Consider the following 16255-nt stretch of genomic DNA (forward strand, 5'->3'; position numbering starts at 1 on the left):
CTACTAAGATAGCGCCGTCCATTTGCGCAGCACCAGTGATCATGTTTTTCACATAATCGGCGTGACCTGGGCAATCTACGTGTGCGTAGTGACGTGATGGAGTATCGTACTCTACGTGTGACGTAGAGATGGTGATACCACGCGCTTTTTCTTCTGGCGCGTTATCGATTTGTGCGAAATCACGAGCAGAGCCACCGTAGTGCTTTGCTAATACAGATGTAATCGCTGCAGTAAGAGTAGTTTTACCGTGGTCAACGTGACCGATAGTACCTACGTTTACGTGCGGCTTAGAACGTTCAAACTTTGCTTTAGCCATTGCTATTTCCTTAATAAAGTTAGAAGCCCGGCCCTTCTGAGCCGGGACTAGAACTCAACTATTAATCTTTAGTGTTGCGCGCAGCGATTACTGCTTCTGCAACGTTATTCGGAGCTTCTTGGTACTTCAAGAATTCCATTGCGTATGATGCGCGACCCTGAGTTTGTGAACGCAGGTCAGTTGCATAGCCAAACATCTCAGCTAATGGCACCTGGGCACGAACTTGCTTCAAACCACCTGGAGCATCGTCCATACCTTCGATCATACCGCGGCGACGGTTCAAGTCACCTACTACGTCACCCATGAAATCTTCAGGAGTAACAACTTCTACTTGCATGATAGGTTCAAGTAGAGCAGGTTTCGCTTGTAGAGCACCTTTCTTGAAGCCCATGCTACCAGCGATCTTAAACGCCATCTCGTTTGAGTCAACATCATGGTAAGAACCGTCAAACAATGTAACCTTAACACCCAATACTGGGAAGCCTGCAAGTACACCGTTTTGCATCTGCTCTTGACAACCTTTGTCAACGGCAGGAACGTATTCTTTTGGTACCACACCACCCACGATTTCGTTTACGAACTCATAAGTTGGTTTCTCTTCTTCGTCTTTCGCATCTGGGGTAAAATCGAGCGCTAATGGCTCCATACGTAACCATACGTGACCATATTGACCACGACCACCTGATTGACGAACAAACTTACCTTCAACTTCCACTTTCTGGCGGATTGTTTCACGGTAAGAAACCTGTGGTTTACCTACGTTACACTCAACTTTAAACTCACGCTTCATACGGTCTACGATGATGTCTAGGTGAAGCTCACCCATACCAGAAATGATCGTTTGACCTGTTTCTTCGTCAGTTTTAACACGGAACGATGGATCTTCAGCAGCTAGTTTACCTAACGCGATACCCATCTTCTCTTGGTCGGCCTTAGTTTTCGGCTCAACCGCTACCGAGATTACCGGTTCTGGGAATTCCATACGCTCAAGAATTACGATGCGATCGTGTGAACACAGAGTGTCACCCGTAGTAACATCTTTCAGGCCGATAGCAGCCGCGATGTCACCCGCACGAACTTCTTTAAGTTCTTGACGGTCGTTAGCGTGCATTTGCACGATACGGCCGAAACGCTCTTTCTTCTGCTTCACTGCGTTGTACACAGATTCACCAGCGTTTACTACACCAGAGTAAACACGGAAGAACGTAAGAGTACCTACGAATGGGTCGGTAGCGATTTTGAACGCTAACGCCGCAAATGGTTCTTCGTCGGTAGAGGCACAAAGAATTTCTTCACCGTTCTCAAGAATACCATTAATGTCTTTCACTTCAGATGGTGAAGGCAAGTATTCGATAACGCCGTCAAGTACCGCTTGAACACCTTTGTTCTTAAATGCTGAACCACATAGAACAAGTACAATTTCGTTGTTCAACGTGCGCTGACGTAAACCTTCTTTAATTTCAGCTTCAGTTAGCTCGCCGCCTTCCAAGTACTTGTTCATCAACTCGTCGTTTGCTTCAGCAGCTGCTTCCACTAACTCGTTGTGAAGTGTTTCAGCTTCATCCATAAGGTCTTCAGGAATCGGATCGTAAGTGAAAGTCATGCCCTGGTCTGCTTCGTTCCAGTTGATAGCTTTCATCTTAACGAGGTCAACAACCCCTTTAAAATCTTCTTCTGCGCCGATTGGAATCTGAATAGGCACGGCAACGGCCGCTAAACGGGTTTTCATTTGCTTCACAACGTTAGTGAAGTCTGCACCCATGCGGTCCATTTTATTTACGAATACCATACGCGGTACTTCGTATTTGTTCGCTTGGCGCCATACAGTTTCAGTTTGCGGTTGTACGCCTGAAGAGGCACACAATACAACTACCGCACCATCAAGAACTCGTAGTGAACGCTCTACTTCAACAGTGAAGTCTACGTGTCCAGGAGTATCGATGATATTGATACGGTGTTGTGGAAACTGCTGATCCATACCAGCCCAGAAACTAGTTACCGCAGCTGAGGTGATAGTAATACCACGCTCCTGCTCTTGCTCCATCCAGTCCGTAGTTGCAGCACCGTCATGTACTTCACCTAGCTTATGCGATAAGCCAGTGTAAAAAAGTACACGTTCGGTAGTTGTGGTTTTACCCGCATCTACGTGAGCAACGATACCGATATTACGATAGCGCTCGATTGAAGTTTGTCTTGCCACAATTGCTTCCTCTTAATTAGAGTTTTGAGCGTGAAATTACCAGCGGTAGTGAGCGAATGCTTTGTTCGCTTCAGCCATGCGGTGAACGTCTTCACGCTTCTTCACTGCAGAACCTTTGTTCTGTGAAGCGTCAAGCATTTCGCCAGCAAGGCGTTGTGCCATTGATTTTTCACCACGGCCACGTGACGCATCAACCATCCAGCGCATTGCTAGAGTGTTACGACGTACTGGACGTACTTCTACTGGTACCTGGTATGTAGAACCACCAACCCGGCGAGATTTAACCTCTACTGCAGGGCGGATATTATCAAGTGCATCTTCAAACACTTCTAAATGGTCTTTACCAGCTTTTTGCGCAACGATGTCTAAAGCACCATATACGATTCTTTCAGCGACTGATTTTTTACCATCAACCATGACAACATTGATGAACTTTGCCAACAACTGCGATCCAAACTTAGGATCTGAAAGGATTTTACGTTGGCCGACGACGCGTCTTCTAGGCATAGGAATTCTCCGATATCTTCAGGGGTTACCCAAAACTTATAAATTATTTAGTTTGGCCTTACTCGCAACGGAGAACCGTTAAGATTTAGGCCGCTTCACGCCGTACTTAGAACGGCCTTGTTTACGATTGTTTACGCCTGCACAGTCAAGTGCGCCACGTACGGTGTGATAACGCACACCTGGCAAGTCTTTTACACGACCGCCACGAATCAAAATAACACTGTGCTCTTGCAAGTTGTGGCCTTCACCACCGATGTATGAAGTTACTTCATAACCGTTGGTTAAACGCACACGACATACCTTACGCAATGCTGAGTTAGGTTTCTTAGGGGTAGTAGTATATACACGAGTACATACACCACGCTTCTGTGGGCAAGCTTGCAGAGCCGGTACGTTACTTTTTTCTACCGGCTTCTTGCGTCCTTTGCGCACTAATTGGTTAACTGTTGCCATGGTTTCTCCAAATTATACGTTTTACAACAAGGCAAACGCTCAAGTAGCTTTACTACCCAAGCGCAGAGCCTCTTTTTATGGTATCAGTCGCTAAATCCGCACCACAAAAAAGGTTGAATCCCCGGAAATGGGGAGGCGGAATTTTATAGGTTATAAATTACCCTGTCAACCAGAACCCGCACGTCGGTTAACAGGACAATGGCAAAGTAAGCTGCAAACGCAATCATAACAAAAGTAATAATTGCGTAACTCGTCCATATTTTGCCACCAATAGACAACAAAAAGCCCAGCAAAAACTGGGCTTTTTTCGATCGTAATGGGCGTTGAACGCTACAAATTATTCGCCGGCTTTATCCGCACTATCATCGTTACCTTCATTCAAGGCTTCAGATAATGCAGCTTCTGCGTCTGCAGCAGTAGTAACAACCGGAGTCATTGCTGCTTTGCGTCTGCGAATACGTTCTTGGTGATACGCGAAACCAGTACCCGCTGGGATTAAGCGACCCACAATTACGTTCTCTTTCAAGCCGCGTAATGGATCTTCTTTACCCTGAACTGCTGCTTCGGTAAGTACCCGTGTTGTTTCCTGGAACGATGCCGCAGAAATAAACGATTCTGTAGAGAGTGACGCTTTAGTGATACCAAGCAACTGGCGCTCGTAACGAACAGGCATTTTACCTGCCGCTTCTAAATCACGGTTCACTTCTACAACTTTCGCAAATTCTGCCTGCTCACCTTCCAGCAACTCAGATTCACCTGGGCTAGTAATGATAACTTTCCGCAACATCTGCCGAACAATAACTTCGATGTGCTTATCGTTAATCTTAACCCCTTGTAAACGATATACTTCTTGTACTTCGTTCACAATGTAGTTAGCTACTGCTGAAACGCCACGCAAGCGCAAGATATCTTGCGGTGCTTCTGGACCATCGGCAATAACTTCACCACGGGTAACCTGCTCACCTTCGAACACGTTAAGTTGACGCCATTTCGGAATCATTTCTTCATAATGATCGCCACCCTCTGCAGGGGTAATCATTAAGCGACGTTTGCCTTTGGTTTCTTTACCGAATGACACCGTACCGGTGATTTCAGCAAGAATTGCTGGCTCTTTCGGTTTCCGCGCTTCGAACAAATCGGCAACCCGTGGTAAACCACCGGTAATATCGCGAGTTTTCGAACCTTCCTGAGGAATACGCGCTACCGTGTCACCGATACCTACCGTAGAACCATCGTTCAAGCTTACGATTGCGTTACCTGGTAAGAAATATTGAGCTGGCATATCGGTACCAACGATGTGTACGTCGTTACCTTTTGCATCAACCAATTTCACCATTGGACGCATATCTTTACCAGCACTGGTGCGCTGACCGGCTTCGAGAATAACCGTGCTTGTTAGGCCAGTAAGTTCATCTGTTTGCGTGGTGATCGTTACACCATCAATCATATCAACGAACTTAATGTTACCCGCTACTTCCGTAATGATTGGATGCGTGTGCGGATCCCAGTTGGCAACAGTTTCGCCAGCAACTACTTCGTCGCCATCGCGTTTCTTCAAGATGGCACCGTAAGGTACTTTATAGCGCTCGCGCTCTGCACCAAACTGATCAATCAAGGTTAACTCAGTTGAACGTGAAGTGATTACTAAATGCTTATCACTGTTTTCTACGCTCTTCGCGTTGTGGAGCTTAACGCGACCTGGGTTCTTCACTTGGATTGCATTCGCTGCTGAATCCCGCGATGCAGCACCACCAATGTGGAACGTACGCATGGTTAACTGAGTACCTGGCTCACCGATTGATTGTGCAGCAATTACGCCCACAGATTCACCGTCGTTCACCAAGTGGCCACGAGCCAAATCACGACCATAACAGTTCGAACATACACCGTGAATTGAATCACAGGTGATAACTGAACGTACTTTTACTTCATCAACCGAGTTCGCTTCTAACACATCACACATTTTCTCATCGAGTAATGTGTTACGTGCTACTAGCACTTCGCCTGTACCTGGCTTCAATACGTCATCACAAACTACACGGCCTAGAACACGCTCACGCAATGGCTCTACTACATCACCGCCTTCAATCAATGGCTTCACGATTAAACCTTCGTGGGTACCACAATCTGTTTCGGTAATTACCAAATCTTGTGCAACGTCTACTAAACGACGGGTTAAGTAACCCGAGTTTGCAGTTTTCAAAGCGGTATCCGCCAAACCTTTACGCGCACCGTGAGTAGAGATGAAGTACTGAAGTACACTCAAACCTTCACGGAAGTTTGCAACGATTGGCGTTTCAATGATTGAGCCATCTGGCTTCGCCATCAAACCACGCATACCTGCCAACTGACGAATCTGTGCGGGTGAACCCCGGGCGCCAGAATCAGCCATCATGTAAACAGAGTTGAACGATTGTTGTTCCTCTTGCTCACCTTTGGCGTTGGTTACCATTTCTTTCGATAAGTTATCCATCATTGCTTTGGAAACTTTCTCGTTCGCGGTAGACCAGATATCGATTACTTTGTTGTACTTCTCACCAGCGGTTACCAAGCCTTGCTCAAACTGATCTTGAATTTCTGCAACTTGCTTATCTGCATCTTCAATGATTTCAGCTTTATCTGTTGGAATTTCCATATCGTTGATGCCTACTGAAGAACCAGAGATCATCGCAAAATGGAAACCGGTGTACATCAATTGGTCGGCAAAGATAACCGTAGCTTTCAAACCACAATCACGATAGGTGCGGTTCAATAAGCGAGAGATCTGCTTTTTACCCATGTTCTGGTTGATGGCTTCATATGCGATGCCTTCAGGTAGAATCAATGAGAAAATTGCCCGGCCGATTGTTGTATCAACAATTTTACTTTCTTCAGTGCGCTCACCTTCTTCGGTAAACAACACTTCGTTAATCCGTACTTTTACCCGAGCATGCAGTTCTGCAGCACCTGTGCGGTATGCTTTTTCTGCTTCTTTCGGGCTTTTCAATACCATGCCTTCACCACGCCCATTAACTTTCTCACGGGTCATGTAGTAAACGCCCAATACAACGTCCTGTGAAGGAACGATGATTGGCTCACCTGATGCAGGCGATAGCACGTTATTGGTAGACATCATTAGAGCACGGGCTTCCATTTGCGCTTCAAGCGTTAATGGAACGTGTACTGCCATTTGGTCACCATCGAAGTCGGCGTTATAGGCCGCACACACGAGTGGGTGCAACTGAATCGCCTTACCTTCGATAAGCACTGGTTCGAACGCTTGAATACCCAAACGGTGCAAGGTTGGTGCACGGTTAAGAAGTACTGGATGCTGACGAATTACGTCGTCTAAGATATCCCATACTTCCGGTAACTCACGCTCAACCATTTTCTTCGCAGCTTTAATGGTTGTCGCTAAACCGCGCGCTTCCAATTTGCCGTAAATGAATGGTTTGAATAGCTCAAGTGCCATTTTCTTCGGTAAACCACATTGGTGTAAGCGCAGCTTAGGACCAACGGTGATAACTGAACGGCCTGAATAATCTACGCGCTTACCAAGTAAGTTCTGGCGGAAACGACCCTGCTTACCTTTGATCATATCAGCCAAAGATTTCAGTGGGCGTTTGTTCGAGCCAGTAATAGCTCGGCCACGGCGACCGTTATCAAGTAACGCATCTACCGCTTCTTGTAGCATCCGCTTCTCGTTGCGCACGATAATGTCTGGTGCAGCAAGATCCAACAAACGCTTCAAGCGGTTGTTACGGTTGATTACTCGACGATATAAATCGTTCAAATCTGAAGTTGCGAAACGACCACCATCTAGTGGTACCAACGGACGTAAATCTGGTGGTAATACCGGTAGTACTTTCAAGATCATCCACTCAGGCTTGTTGCCTGAGAAATGGAATGATTCTAGCAACTTCAAGCGCTTGCTGATTTTCTTACGCTTCGTTTCAGAGTTGGTTTCTGGCAGCTCTTCCCGTAAACGTTTGATTTCACCTTCAAGGCCAATGCTTTGCAATAAGTGAAGAATCGCTTCTGCACCCATTTTTGCTTCGAATTCATCACCGTGCTCTTCAAGAGCATCAAGATACTCTTCTTCACCAAGTAATGAGCCTTCTTCCAAAGACGTCATACCCGCGTCGATCACAACGTATGATTCGAAATACAAAATGCGTTCGATATCACGTAGCGTCATATCCAGCATTAAGCCGATGCGTGACGGTAGTGATTTCAAGAACCAGATGTGTGCTACTGGGCTTGCTAATTCAATGTGGCCCATACGCTCACGACGAACTTTTGTGAGGGTAACTTCAACGCCACATTTCTCACAGATTACACCGCGATGCTTAAGGCGCTTATATTTACCACACAAACACTCGTAGTCTTTTACCGGACCGAAAATACGGGCACAGAAAAGACCGTCACGTTCTGGCTTGAACGTACGGTAGTTGATGGTTTCTGGTTTCTTTACTTCACCAAATGACCAGCTCCGGATTTGATCCGGTGATGCCAGTGCAATACGAATGCGATCAAATTCATCGCTATCTTTTTGTGGCTTCAGAAACTTCAATAAATCTTTCACGTTTCATCTCCTGTCGGAGTTAACCTTGCCGAGGGCCGAAGCCCTCGGCGGCGCTGACTCTATGCCTTTCGCTAAGCGAACAATGGCTGCTTATTCGTCTTCTAGCTCGATGTTAATACCTAACGAGCGAATCTCTTTCAGCAACACGTTGAACGATTCAGGCATACCTGGATCCATCTGGTGATTGCCGTCTACGATGTTTTTATACATCTTCGTACGACCATTCACGTCATCTGATTTCACCGTGAGCATTTCCTGCAGCGTATATGCGGCACCGTATGCTTCAAGGGCCCACACTTCCATCTCACCGAAGCGCTGACCACCGAACTGTGCCTTACCACCCAGCGGCTGCTGAGTTACAAGGCTATACGAGCCAGTTGAACGTGCGTGCATCTTATCATCAACCAAGTGATTCAATTTCAGCATGTACATGTAACCAACGGTTACAGGACGCTCGAAGGAATCTCCGGTACGGCCATCATACAATGCAACTTGGCCTGATTCTGGTAAATCAGCCAGCGTAAGCAATTGTTTGATTTCCTTTTCTACAGCGCCATCAAACACAGGCGATGCAACCGGTAACCCTTTCTTCAAGTTCTCTGCCAAACGAACCACTTCTTCATCACTAAACGTACTGAAATCAATATCTTGACGACCCTTACCGATATCGTAAACCTTCTGCAAGAATTCACGCATTTCGGCCACTTTGCGCTGCTCGGCTAACATGGCTTCGATTTTCTTACCGATACCACGTGCTGCTGCACCTAAGTGAGTTTCCAAGATTTGACCAACGTTCATCCGTGATGGAACACCAAGTGGGTTCAATACGATATCAACAGCGTCGCCGTTTTCATCGTAAGGCATATCTTCCACTGGTACGATGGTTGAAATAACACCTTTGTTACCATGACGACCGGCCATTTTATCACCCGGTTGAATGCGGCGTTTCACAGCTAGGTATACTTTTACAATCTTCAGTACACCAGGTTGTAAATCATCGCCCTGGGTAATTTTCCGGCGCTTCTCGTCGTAACGCTTGTCATAATCTTCACGAAGCTCTTCGTACTGCTGTGCAAGATGCTCAAGATCTTGCTGTGCTGCTTCGCTCTTCAAGCTTTGCATTAACCACTTACTGCGATCCATTGATGCTAGCTTCGATTCATCAAAACCGTTGGCTAACAACAAGGTGCGTACGCGGGCATACAAGCCTTCTTCAAGAATTTTGAACTCATCGGTAAGATCTTTTTTCACCTGAGCCAACTGCATTGCTTCGATATCGAGCGCACGCTTATCTTTCTCTACCCCATCACGGGTAAATACTTGCACATCGATTACGGTACCGTTTACACCATTTGGTACGCGCAATGAGCTATCTTTCACATCAGATGCTTTCTCACCGAAAATGGCACGCAGAAGTTTCTCTTCCGGGGTAAGTTGCGTTTCACCTTTCGGCGTAACTTTACCTACCAAGATATCACCACCGTTAACTTCTGCACCAATGTAAACAACGCCAGATTCATCTAGCTTGCCTAGTGCAGATTCACCAACGTTCGGGATATCTGCCGTAATTTCTTCAATACCTAGTTTGGTATCACGTGCAACACAGTTTAGCTCTTGGATATGAATCGTGGTTAAACGATCTTCCTGAACAACTCGCTCAGAAACAAGGATTGAATCCTCGAAGTTGTAACCGTTCCAAGGCATAAAGGCTACACGCATGTTTTGACCAAGCGCCAATTCACCGAGATCGGTTGAAGGGCCATCCGCCAATACATCACCACGCATTACCGGCTCACCATTTTTTACACATGGCTTCTGGTTAATACAGGTGTTTTGGTTTGAACGTGTGTATTTAGTTAAGTTATAGATATCGATACCGGCTTCGCCTGGCACCATCTCTTCTTCGTTAACCTTCACAACGATACGGCTAGCATCTACGTAATCAACTACACCGCCACGTTTAGCTACCACAGTAACACCGGAATCTACTGCTACAGTACGCTCGATACCTGTACCTACTAACGGCTTATCAGCGCGTAAGGTAGGAACGGCTTGGCGTTGCATGTTTGAACCCATCAGGGCACGGTTAGCATCATCATGCTCAAGGAATGGAATCAAGCTTGCTGCCACAGAAACGATCTGCTGTGGCGCAACATCCATGAACTGTACTTGCTCTTTCGGTGTTAGCGTAAATTCGTTGTTGAATCGGCTTGGTACCAATTCTTCTTGAATTTCGCCTTTCTCATTCAAGGTTACGTTCGCCTGAGCGATTACGTATTTGCCTTCTTCGATAGCCGAAAGGTATTCAACATCATCTGTTACCGCGCCGTTTACGATTTTACGGTATGGCGTTTCTAAGAAACCATATTCGTTCGTACGTGAGAACGTTGCTAATGAGTTGATCAAGCCGATGTTCGGGCCTTCTGGCGTTTCGATTGGACATAAACGACCATAATGCGTTGGGTGTACGTCACGAACTTCGAAACCAGCACGTTCACGAGTTAAACCACCCGGACCTAATGCTGAAATACGGCGTTTATGAGTAACTTCCGATAACGGGTTATTCTGATCCATAAACTGTGAAAGCTGGCTTGAGCCAAAGAACTCTTTCACTGCTGCTGAGATTGGCTTCGCGTTGATCAAATCTTGCGGCATAATCGCATCAAGATCGCCTAAGCTTAAGCGCTCTTTAACAGCACGTTCTACACGAACCAAACCAACACGGAATTGGTTTTCTGCCATTTCGCCCACAGAACGAATACGGCGGTTACCCAAGTGATCGATATCATCAACAACGTCTAGGCCGTTACGGATTTCGATTAACTTGCGCATTACATCAACGATGTCTTCACGGCTTAACGTGCCTTGGCCAGTGAGTTCTTCACGACCTAAACGACGGTTAAACTTCATGCGGCCAACCGTTGAAAGATCATAACGATCTTCAGAGAAGAACAGATTTTCAAATAATGATTCTGCCGCTTCTTTAGTTGGTGGCTCACCTGGACGCATCATGCGATAGATTTCAACTAACGCTTCTAAACGATTCGTGCTGGAATCGATACGAATGGTTTCGCTGATGTATGGGCCGTGATCTAAATCATTCACGAACAGGGTATCGAATTTCTTGAAGCCTGCTTCGCGTAACTTAGCTAATAATTCAAGAGTAATGATGTCATTCGCTTTAGCGATAACTTCACCGGTTTTCTTCGCAACATGATCTTTTGCGAGTACTTTACCTACCAGATAATCTACTGGCACTTCCATTTCTTTAATATCGAGATCAGTAATCTGTTTAATGTGGCGCGCGGTAATACGGCGGCCTTTCTCAACAATTACTGAACCATCAGGTGCTTTTACTTCGAATAACGCAGTTTCACCGCGTAATCGGTCGGCAACCAATGTCATAAATACTTTGTCACGACGAATCTCAAAGTGATTGTTCTCAAAGAACATCTCTAGAATTTGTTCGTCGGTGTATTCTAACGCACGCAAAATAATCGTCGCTGGAAGTTTCCGGCGGCGATCGATACGCACAAACACGTTGTCTTTTGGATCGAATTCAAAATCCAACCAAGAGCCACGGTAAGGAATAACGCGCGCGTTATAAAGAACTTTACCAGATGAATGCGTTTTACCACGATCGTGATCGTAGAATACGCCTGGTGAACGGTGTAGCTGAGAAACGATTACCCGCTCAGTACCATTGATAACAAAAGTACCATTCTCAGTCATGAGCGGAATTTCGCCCATATACACTTCTTGCTCTTTGATTTGCTTAATCGTACCCGCAGGCGCGTCTTTGTCATACATAACAAGACGTAATGTAACCCGCAAAGGAGCAGAATATGTAACACCACGAATTTGACATTCACTTACGTCAAATACGGGTTCACCGAGTCGGTAACTGACATACTGCAATTCAGCGTTGCCGGAATAACTTGCGATTGGGAACACTGAGCGGAATGCCGCTTCGAGTCCATAACCACCTTCAGGATCGGCTTCAATAAACTTTTTAAATGAATCGAGCTGAATCGAGAGCAGGTAAGGAACTTCAAGCACCTGTGGGCGCTTTCCAAAGTCCTTACGAATACGTTTTTTTTCAGAGTAGGAGTACGCCATGGGGTTCCTCAGCTAGCTGATTTCTGACCCTAACCACCAAATAGAAACTGGTAGCTGCCAACAGATTTCGTCACGGTCTGTTCGCCTGTATTTTCATTGTCGATACATCCAGAAATACAGGAAAATTGGATGTATCCTTTTTAGCGCAAAAAGCCTGGTGACAATTAAGTCACCAGGCCAAAGCCTTATCGGCCTCGCTGTAAATCAAGTTTATTACTTGATCTCAACTTCTGCACCAGCTTCTTCTAGCTCTTTCTTAAGAGCTTCAGCGTCAGCTTTAGCGATGCCTTCTTTAACAGCTACTGGAGCTGCTTCAACCATAGCTTTAGCTTCTTTCAAGCCTAGGCCAGTTGCTGAGCGAACTGCTTTAATAGCAGACACTTTGTTAGCACCAGCTGCTTTCAAGATAACGTCGAACTCAGTCTTTTCTTCTGCAGCTTCAGTAGCAGCAGCAGGACCAGCAGCTACTGCAACAGCAGCAGATGCGTCAACGCCGAATTTCTCTTCAGCAGCTTCGATCAACTCTACTAAGTCCATTACTGGCATTTCAGCGATCGCGTTTAAAATATCTTCTTTAGTCAGAGCCATTTCTCTAAACTCCCGGGTTATAGGTTTAAAATTAATTAATTAAGTAGTCGCTTATTTGGCGTCTTTGATTGCTGACAAAACGCGTACAAACTTCGTAGGTACTTCATTGATAGTACGAACGAACTTGGTAACAGGCGCTTTGAAAGTAGCAAGCAATTTTGCCAACGCTTCGTCGCGTGTTGGAAGTGATGCTACTGCGTCCAATTTTTCTGGACCCAATAAACCGCTACCGATAGACAATGCTGTTACTTTCAGGTGCTTTGATGATTTCTGTGCATCTTTCAACAGGCGAGCGGCGCTGCCTGGTGCGTCGATAGAGAAACCATATAGCAAAGGACCTTTAAGTGCAGGTTCAATGTCTGCAAACTTCGTACCTTCAAGGCCACGTTTTGCGAGAGTGTTCCGAATAACTTTCAGATACACGCCTTGCTCACGGGCTTGACGGCGAAGTACGGTAAGTTCTGCAACTTCCATACCACGATACTCAGCTACTGCGACGGATAGTGCTTCTGAAGCTACATCGTTAATTTCTTTAACGATCGCTTTTTTTGCTACTAAACCAAGTGCCACTAGCATCACCTCGTGTTATGAGCGTCCAGCTTTCGCCGGTTGCTCGTACGTTACAATTTGATGAGTTTGTTATTGCTAACGCCCTCACCACTTTGTCACGGTGAATCTCTTACCCAGAGAGTCTGAGTCGGATATCACCATCTGCGCAGGCTTTCATGATTAAGCCAATGCCTCTCGATATTGGCGCCTGCGGTCTTGGATGAGAGCCACTTCACTATTACCGTGAGAGACGACTCCAACCCTAAAACTTAAACAGATTATAAAGTTAATAGCGCGCGCTATGCATGCACTGTTAACCGTGCTAATTAGCCGAGGCTAAATTAGCCGCGTAACTCTAATGTAGACTGGTCTACACGTACGCCAGCACCCATCGTGGTAGAAACACTAACACGATTAATGTAAACACCTTTCGCATTTGCTGGCTTCGCCTTTTTCAAAGCTACCAACAATGCTTCTAAGTTTTCTTTCAACTTAGTATCTTCAAAATCTACACGGCCGATGGTGCAGTGAATGATACCGTTCTTATCGTTACGGTAGCGCACCTGACCAGCTTTTGCATTCTTAACCGCAGTTTCTACGTCTGCAGTTACAGTACCAGTTTTTGGATTTGGCATTAAACCGCGTGGGCCTAATACTTGACCTAACTGGCCTACAACGCGCATTGCATCTGGAGAAGCAATTACTACGTCGAAATTCATTTCGCCTTTCTTCACTTGCTCAGCAAGATCTTCCATACCTACTAGTTCTGCACCAGCAGCTTTGGCTTTCTCAGCGTTTGCGCCTGAAGTAAATACGGCAACACGTACGTCACGGCCAGTACCATTTGGAAGTACAGTAGCACCACGAACGTTTTGATCTGATTTACGAGCATCGATGCCAAGGTTCACTGCAACGTCTACGCTTTCAGTGAATTTAGCAGTTGCTAATTTTTTCAATAACGCGATTGCTTCGCTGATCTCGTAATCACGAGTGATATCAACTGCTTCGCGGATAGCTTTCATACGTTTAGTTAAACGTGCCATGGTGCTTACCCCTCTACCTTCAAGCCCATTGAACGAGCTGAACCAGCGATAGTACGTACAGCGGCGTCTAAATCTGCTGCCGTTAAATCTGGCTCTTTCGTTTTCGCAATTTCTTCTAACTGAGCGCGAGTAACAGTACCCACTTTCTCGGTGTTAGGACGGCCTGAACCACTCTTAACGCCAGCTGCTTTTTTCAGCAAGAAAGCTGCAGGAGGGGTTTTGGTGATGAAGGTGAAAGAACGATCTTCAAATACTGTAATTTCAACAGGTACTGGAGCGCCTTTTTCTAGCTCGCCAGTTGACGCGTTGAACGCTTTACAGAATTCCATGATGTTCACACCGTGTTGACCCAATGCTGGACCAACTGGCGGTGACGGGTTTGCCGCACCAGCTGCTACTTGCAGCTTAATAATGGCAGTAACTTTCTTAGCCATGATTACAACCTCTGTTTGTAGGGTTTAACGCCTTGTAAGCCAAGAGGAGACTTACTCAAACGGCTTCCCTAATGTGAAAAAACGGAGGCGGATTGTATAGCAATCCACCAACGCGATCAAGTCTTTTCGACTTGGCTGAAATCTAAATCAACCGGTGTTGAACGGCCAAAAATAGATACCGAAACTTTCATACGGCTCTTGTCGTAATCAACTTCTTCAACAGTACCGTTGAAATCAGCAAATGGACCATCGTTAACGCGTACCAGCTCACCTGGTTCAAACAACGTTTTCGGACGCGGCCGATCCGCATTTTCAGTAAGCCGATCCAGAATCAAATCTGCTTCTTTTTGTGATATCGGCGCAGGTCGCTCGGCGGTGCCGCCAATAAAGCCTAAAACTCGTGGCGTACTTTTCACTAAGTGCCAAGTGTCTTCATCCATCGCCATTTCTACCAAAACATAGCCTGGAAAGAACTTACGCTCAGCCTTACGACGCTGAGAACCGCGCATTTCTACAACCTGCTCGGTAGGCACAAGAATTTGACCAAACTTCTCTTCCATACCTTGCGTTTTTATGTACTCAGCTAGAGTTTTGGCAACTCGGCCTTCGTATCCTGAGAAGGCTTGTACAACATACCAACGCTTTTTCTTAGGTTCAGTCATGCGATCTCCTTAGATGGTAACGCCGGTTGCTAAGCCCACGACACGAACTAAAATTCCATCGAGGCCCCAAAGTAGCAAAGCTACTAAAACAGTAACCGCAAGCACAATTAACGTGGTTTGCGTGGCTTCTTTACGTGAAGGCCATACTACCTTGCGAACTTCAGTGCGGCTTTCTTTTGCAAATCCGAGGAAGGTTTTTCCTTTCTCTGTTGTTGCAGCTGCGAAACCTGCGAGGGCAACTAAAATCACTACTGATGCTGCCCGTAATACTACAGACATATCACCGTAAATATTGTTACCTACAACAGCAGCAACAAGCAAAGCAACTACAATAACCCACTTAGCGATATCGAGTGAGTTTCTTTGGTTTTCTGTCTTTACATTCATTATATGCCGGACCCGCGTTGATTCAGCTGTAACTGGCAGGGGTGGAGGGATTCGAACCCCCAACCGTCGGTTTTGGAGACCGCTGTTCTACCAATTGGAACTACACCCCTAGAAATATTCTAAATTCCGATGATAAACCAACCTTTAGCGAATTGAAGCAAGCTGGGGGAAGGATAGGCATCGGAATGGACGCGTCATTATACCGATAGAAGCGCCAAAAGCAAGCCTAGCATCGATCAAAAAAGGCTTCCCGAGGGAAGCCTTTCTTTCATAGTGCCAACTAAAATTAATCGAGAATCTTAGATACAACACCAGCGCCTACGGTACGGCCACCTTCGCGAATTGCGAAACGTAAACCGTCATCCATTGCGATTGGTGCAATCAGTTCAACTACGAACTTGATGTTGTCACCAGGCATTACCATTTCTACGCC

Annotated in this window: 12 protein-coding genes, 1 tRNA gene and 1 pseudogene; all 14 read right to left on the reverse strand. The window is 46.0% G+C overall.

Going from position 1 to position 16255, the window contains the following annotated elements; translation table 11 throughout:
- On the reverse strand, positions 1 to 316 hold a 316-nt coding region (locus ACNA7P_RS10065; RefSeq protein ID WP_416258503.1), incomplete at its 3' end, for a GTP-binding protein.
- Between the two features lie 61 nt (positions 317 to 377).
- Complete coding sequence (gene fusA, locus ACNA7P_RS10070) at positions 378 to 2516, reverse strand: elongation factor G (protein ID WP_416258504.1); 2139 nt, start codon at positions 2514 to 2516, stop codon at positions 378 to 380.
- Positions 2517 to 2552: 36 nt separating this feature from the next.
- Positions 2553 to 3023, reverse strand: coding sequence for a 30S ribosomal protein S7 (gene rpsG, locus ACNA7P_RS10075; protein WP_416258505.1), 471 nt, complete (start codon positions 3021 to 3023; stop codon positions 2553 to 2555).
- 78 nt (positions 3024 to 3101) lie between these two features.
- Positions 3102 to 3476 carry a 30S ribosomal protein S12 gene (gene rpsL / locus ACNA7P_RS10080; protein ID WP_416258506.1) on the reverse strand — a complete coding sequence of 125 codons (375 nt, stop codon included), beginning with the start codon at positions 3474 to 3476 and terminating at the stop codon, positions 3102 to 3104.
- A gap of 337 nt (positions 3477 to 3813) precedes the next feature.
- On the reverse strand, positions 3814 to 8040 hold the full coding sequence (rpoC, locus tag ACNA7P_RS10085) for a DNA-directed RNA polymerase subunit beta' (protein ID WP_416258507.1): 4227 nt from the start codon (positions 8038 to 8040) through the stop codon (positions 3814 to 3816).
- 90 nt (positions 8041 to 8130) lie between these two features.
- Positions 8131 to 12159 carry a DNA-directed RNA polymerase subunit beta gene (gene rpoB, locus ACNA7P_RS10090; protein WP_416258508.1) on the reverse strand — a complete coding sequence of 1343 codons (4029 nt, stop codon included), beginning with the start codon at positions 12157 to 12159 and terminating at the stop codon, positions 8131 to 8133.
- Positions 12160 to 12372: 213 nt separating this feature from the next.
- A complete protein-coding gene (gene rplL / locus ACNA7P_RS10095) occupies positions 12373 to 12747 on the reverse strand; it encodes a 50S ribosomal protein L7/L12 (RefSeq protein ID WP_416258509.1) in 375 nt (124 codons plus the stop codon).
- 51 nt (positions 12748 to 12798) lie between these two features.
- Positions 12799 to 13317 carry a 50S ribosomal protein L10 gene (gene rplJ / locus ACNA7P_RS10100; RefSeq protein ID WP_416258510.1) on the reverse strand — a complete coding sequence of 173 codons (519 nt, stop codon included), beginning with the start codon at positions 13315 to 13317 and terminating at the stop codon, positions 12799 to 12801.
- Positions 13318 to 13637: 320 nt separating this feature from the next.
- On the reverse strand, positions 13638 to 14339 hold the full coding sequence (rplA, locus tag ACNA7P_RS10105; protein ID WP_416258511.1) for a 50S ribosomal protein L1: 702 nt from the start codon (positions 14337 to 14339) through the stop codon (positions 13638 to 13640).
- A gap of 5 nt (positions 14340 to 14344) precedes the next feature.
- Positions 14345 to 14773, reverse strand: coding sequence for a 50S ribosomal protein L11 (gene rplK, locus ACNA7P_RS10110; RefSeq protein ID WP_416258512.1), 429 nt, complete (start codon positions 14771 to 14773; stop codon positions 14345 to 14347).
- A 116-nt stretch (positions 14774 to 14889) separates the two neighbouring features.
- Entirely contained in the window at positions 14890 to 15435 is a 546-nt protein-coding gene (gene nusG, locus ACNA7P_RS10115) for a transcription termination/antitermination protein NusG (RefSeq protein WP_416258513.1), read from the reverse strand.
- Positions 15436 to 15444: 9 nt separating this feature from the next.
- Positions 15445 to 15822: a preprotein translocase subunit SecE gene (gene secE, locus ACNA7P_RS10120; RefSeq protein ID WP_416258514.1), complete on the reverse strand. Its 378-nt coding sequence runs from the start codon at positions 15820 to 15822 to the stop codon at positions 15445 to 15447.
- Between the two features lie 33 nt (positions 15823 to 15855).
- Positions 15856 to 15932, reverse strand: a tRNA-Trp gene (locus tag ACNA7P_RS10125).
- 176 nt (positions 15933 to 16108) lie between these two features.
- A pseudogene (tuf, locus tag ACNA7P_RS10130) lies at positions 16109 to 16255 on the reverse strand (elongation factor Tu); the annotation flags it as partial.

The organism is Aliidiomarina sp., assembly GCF_047920995.1.
Lineage (GTDB): Bacteria > Pseudomonadota > Gammaproteobacteria > Enterobacterales > Alteromonadaceae > Aliidiomarina.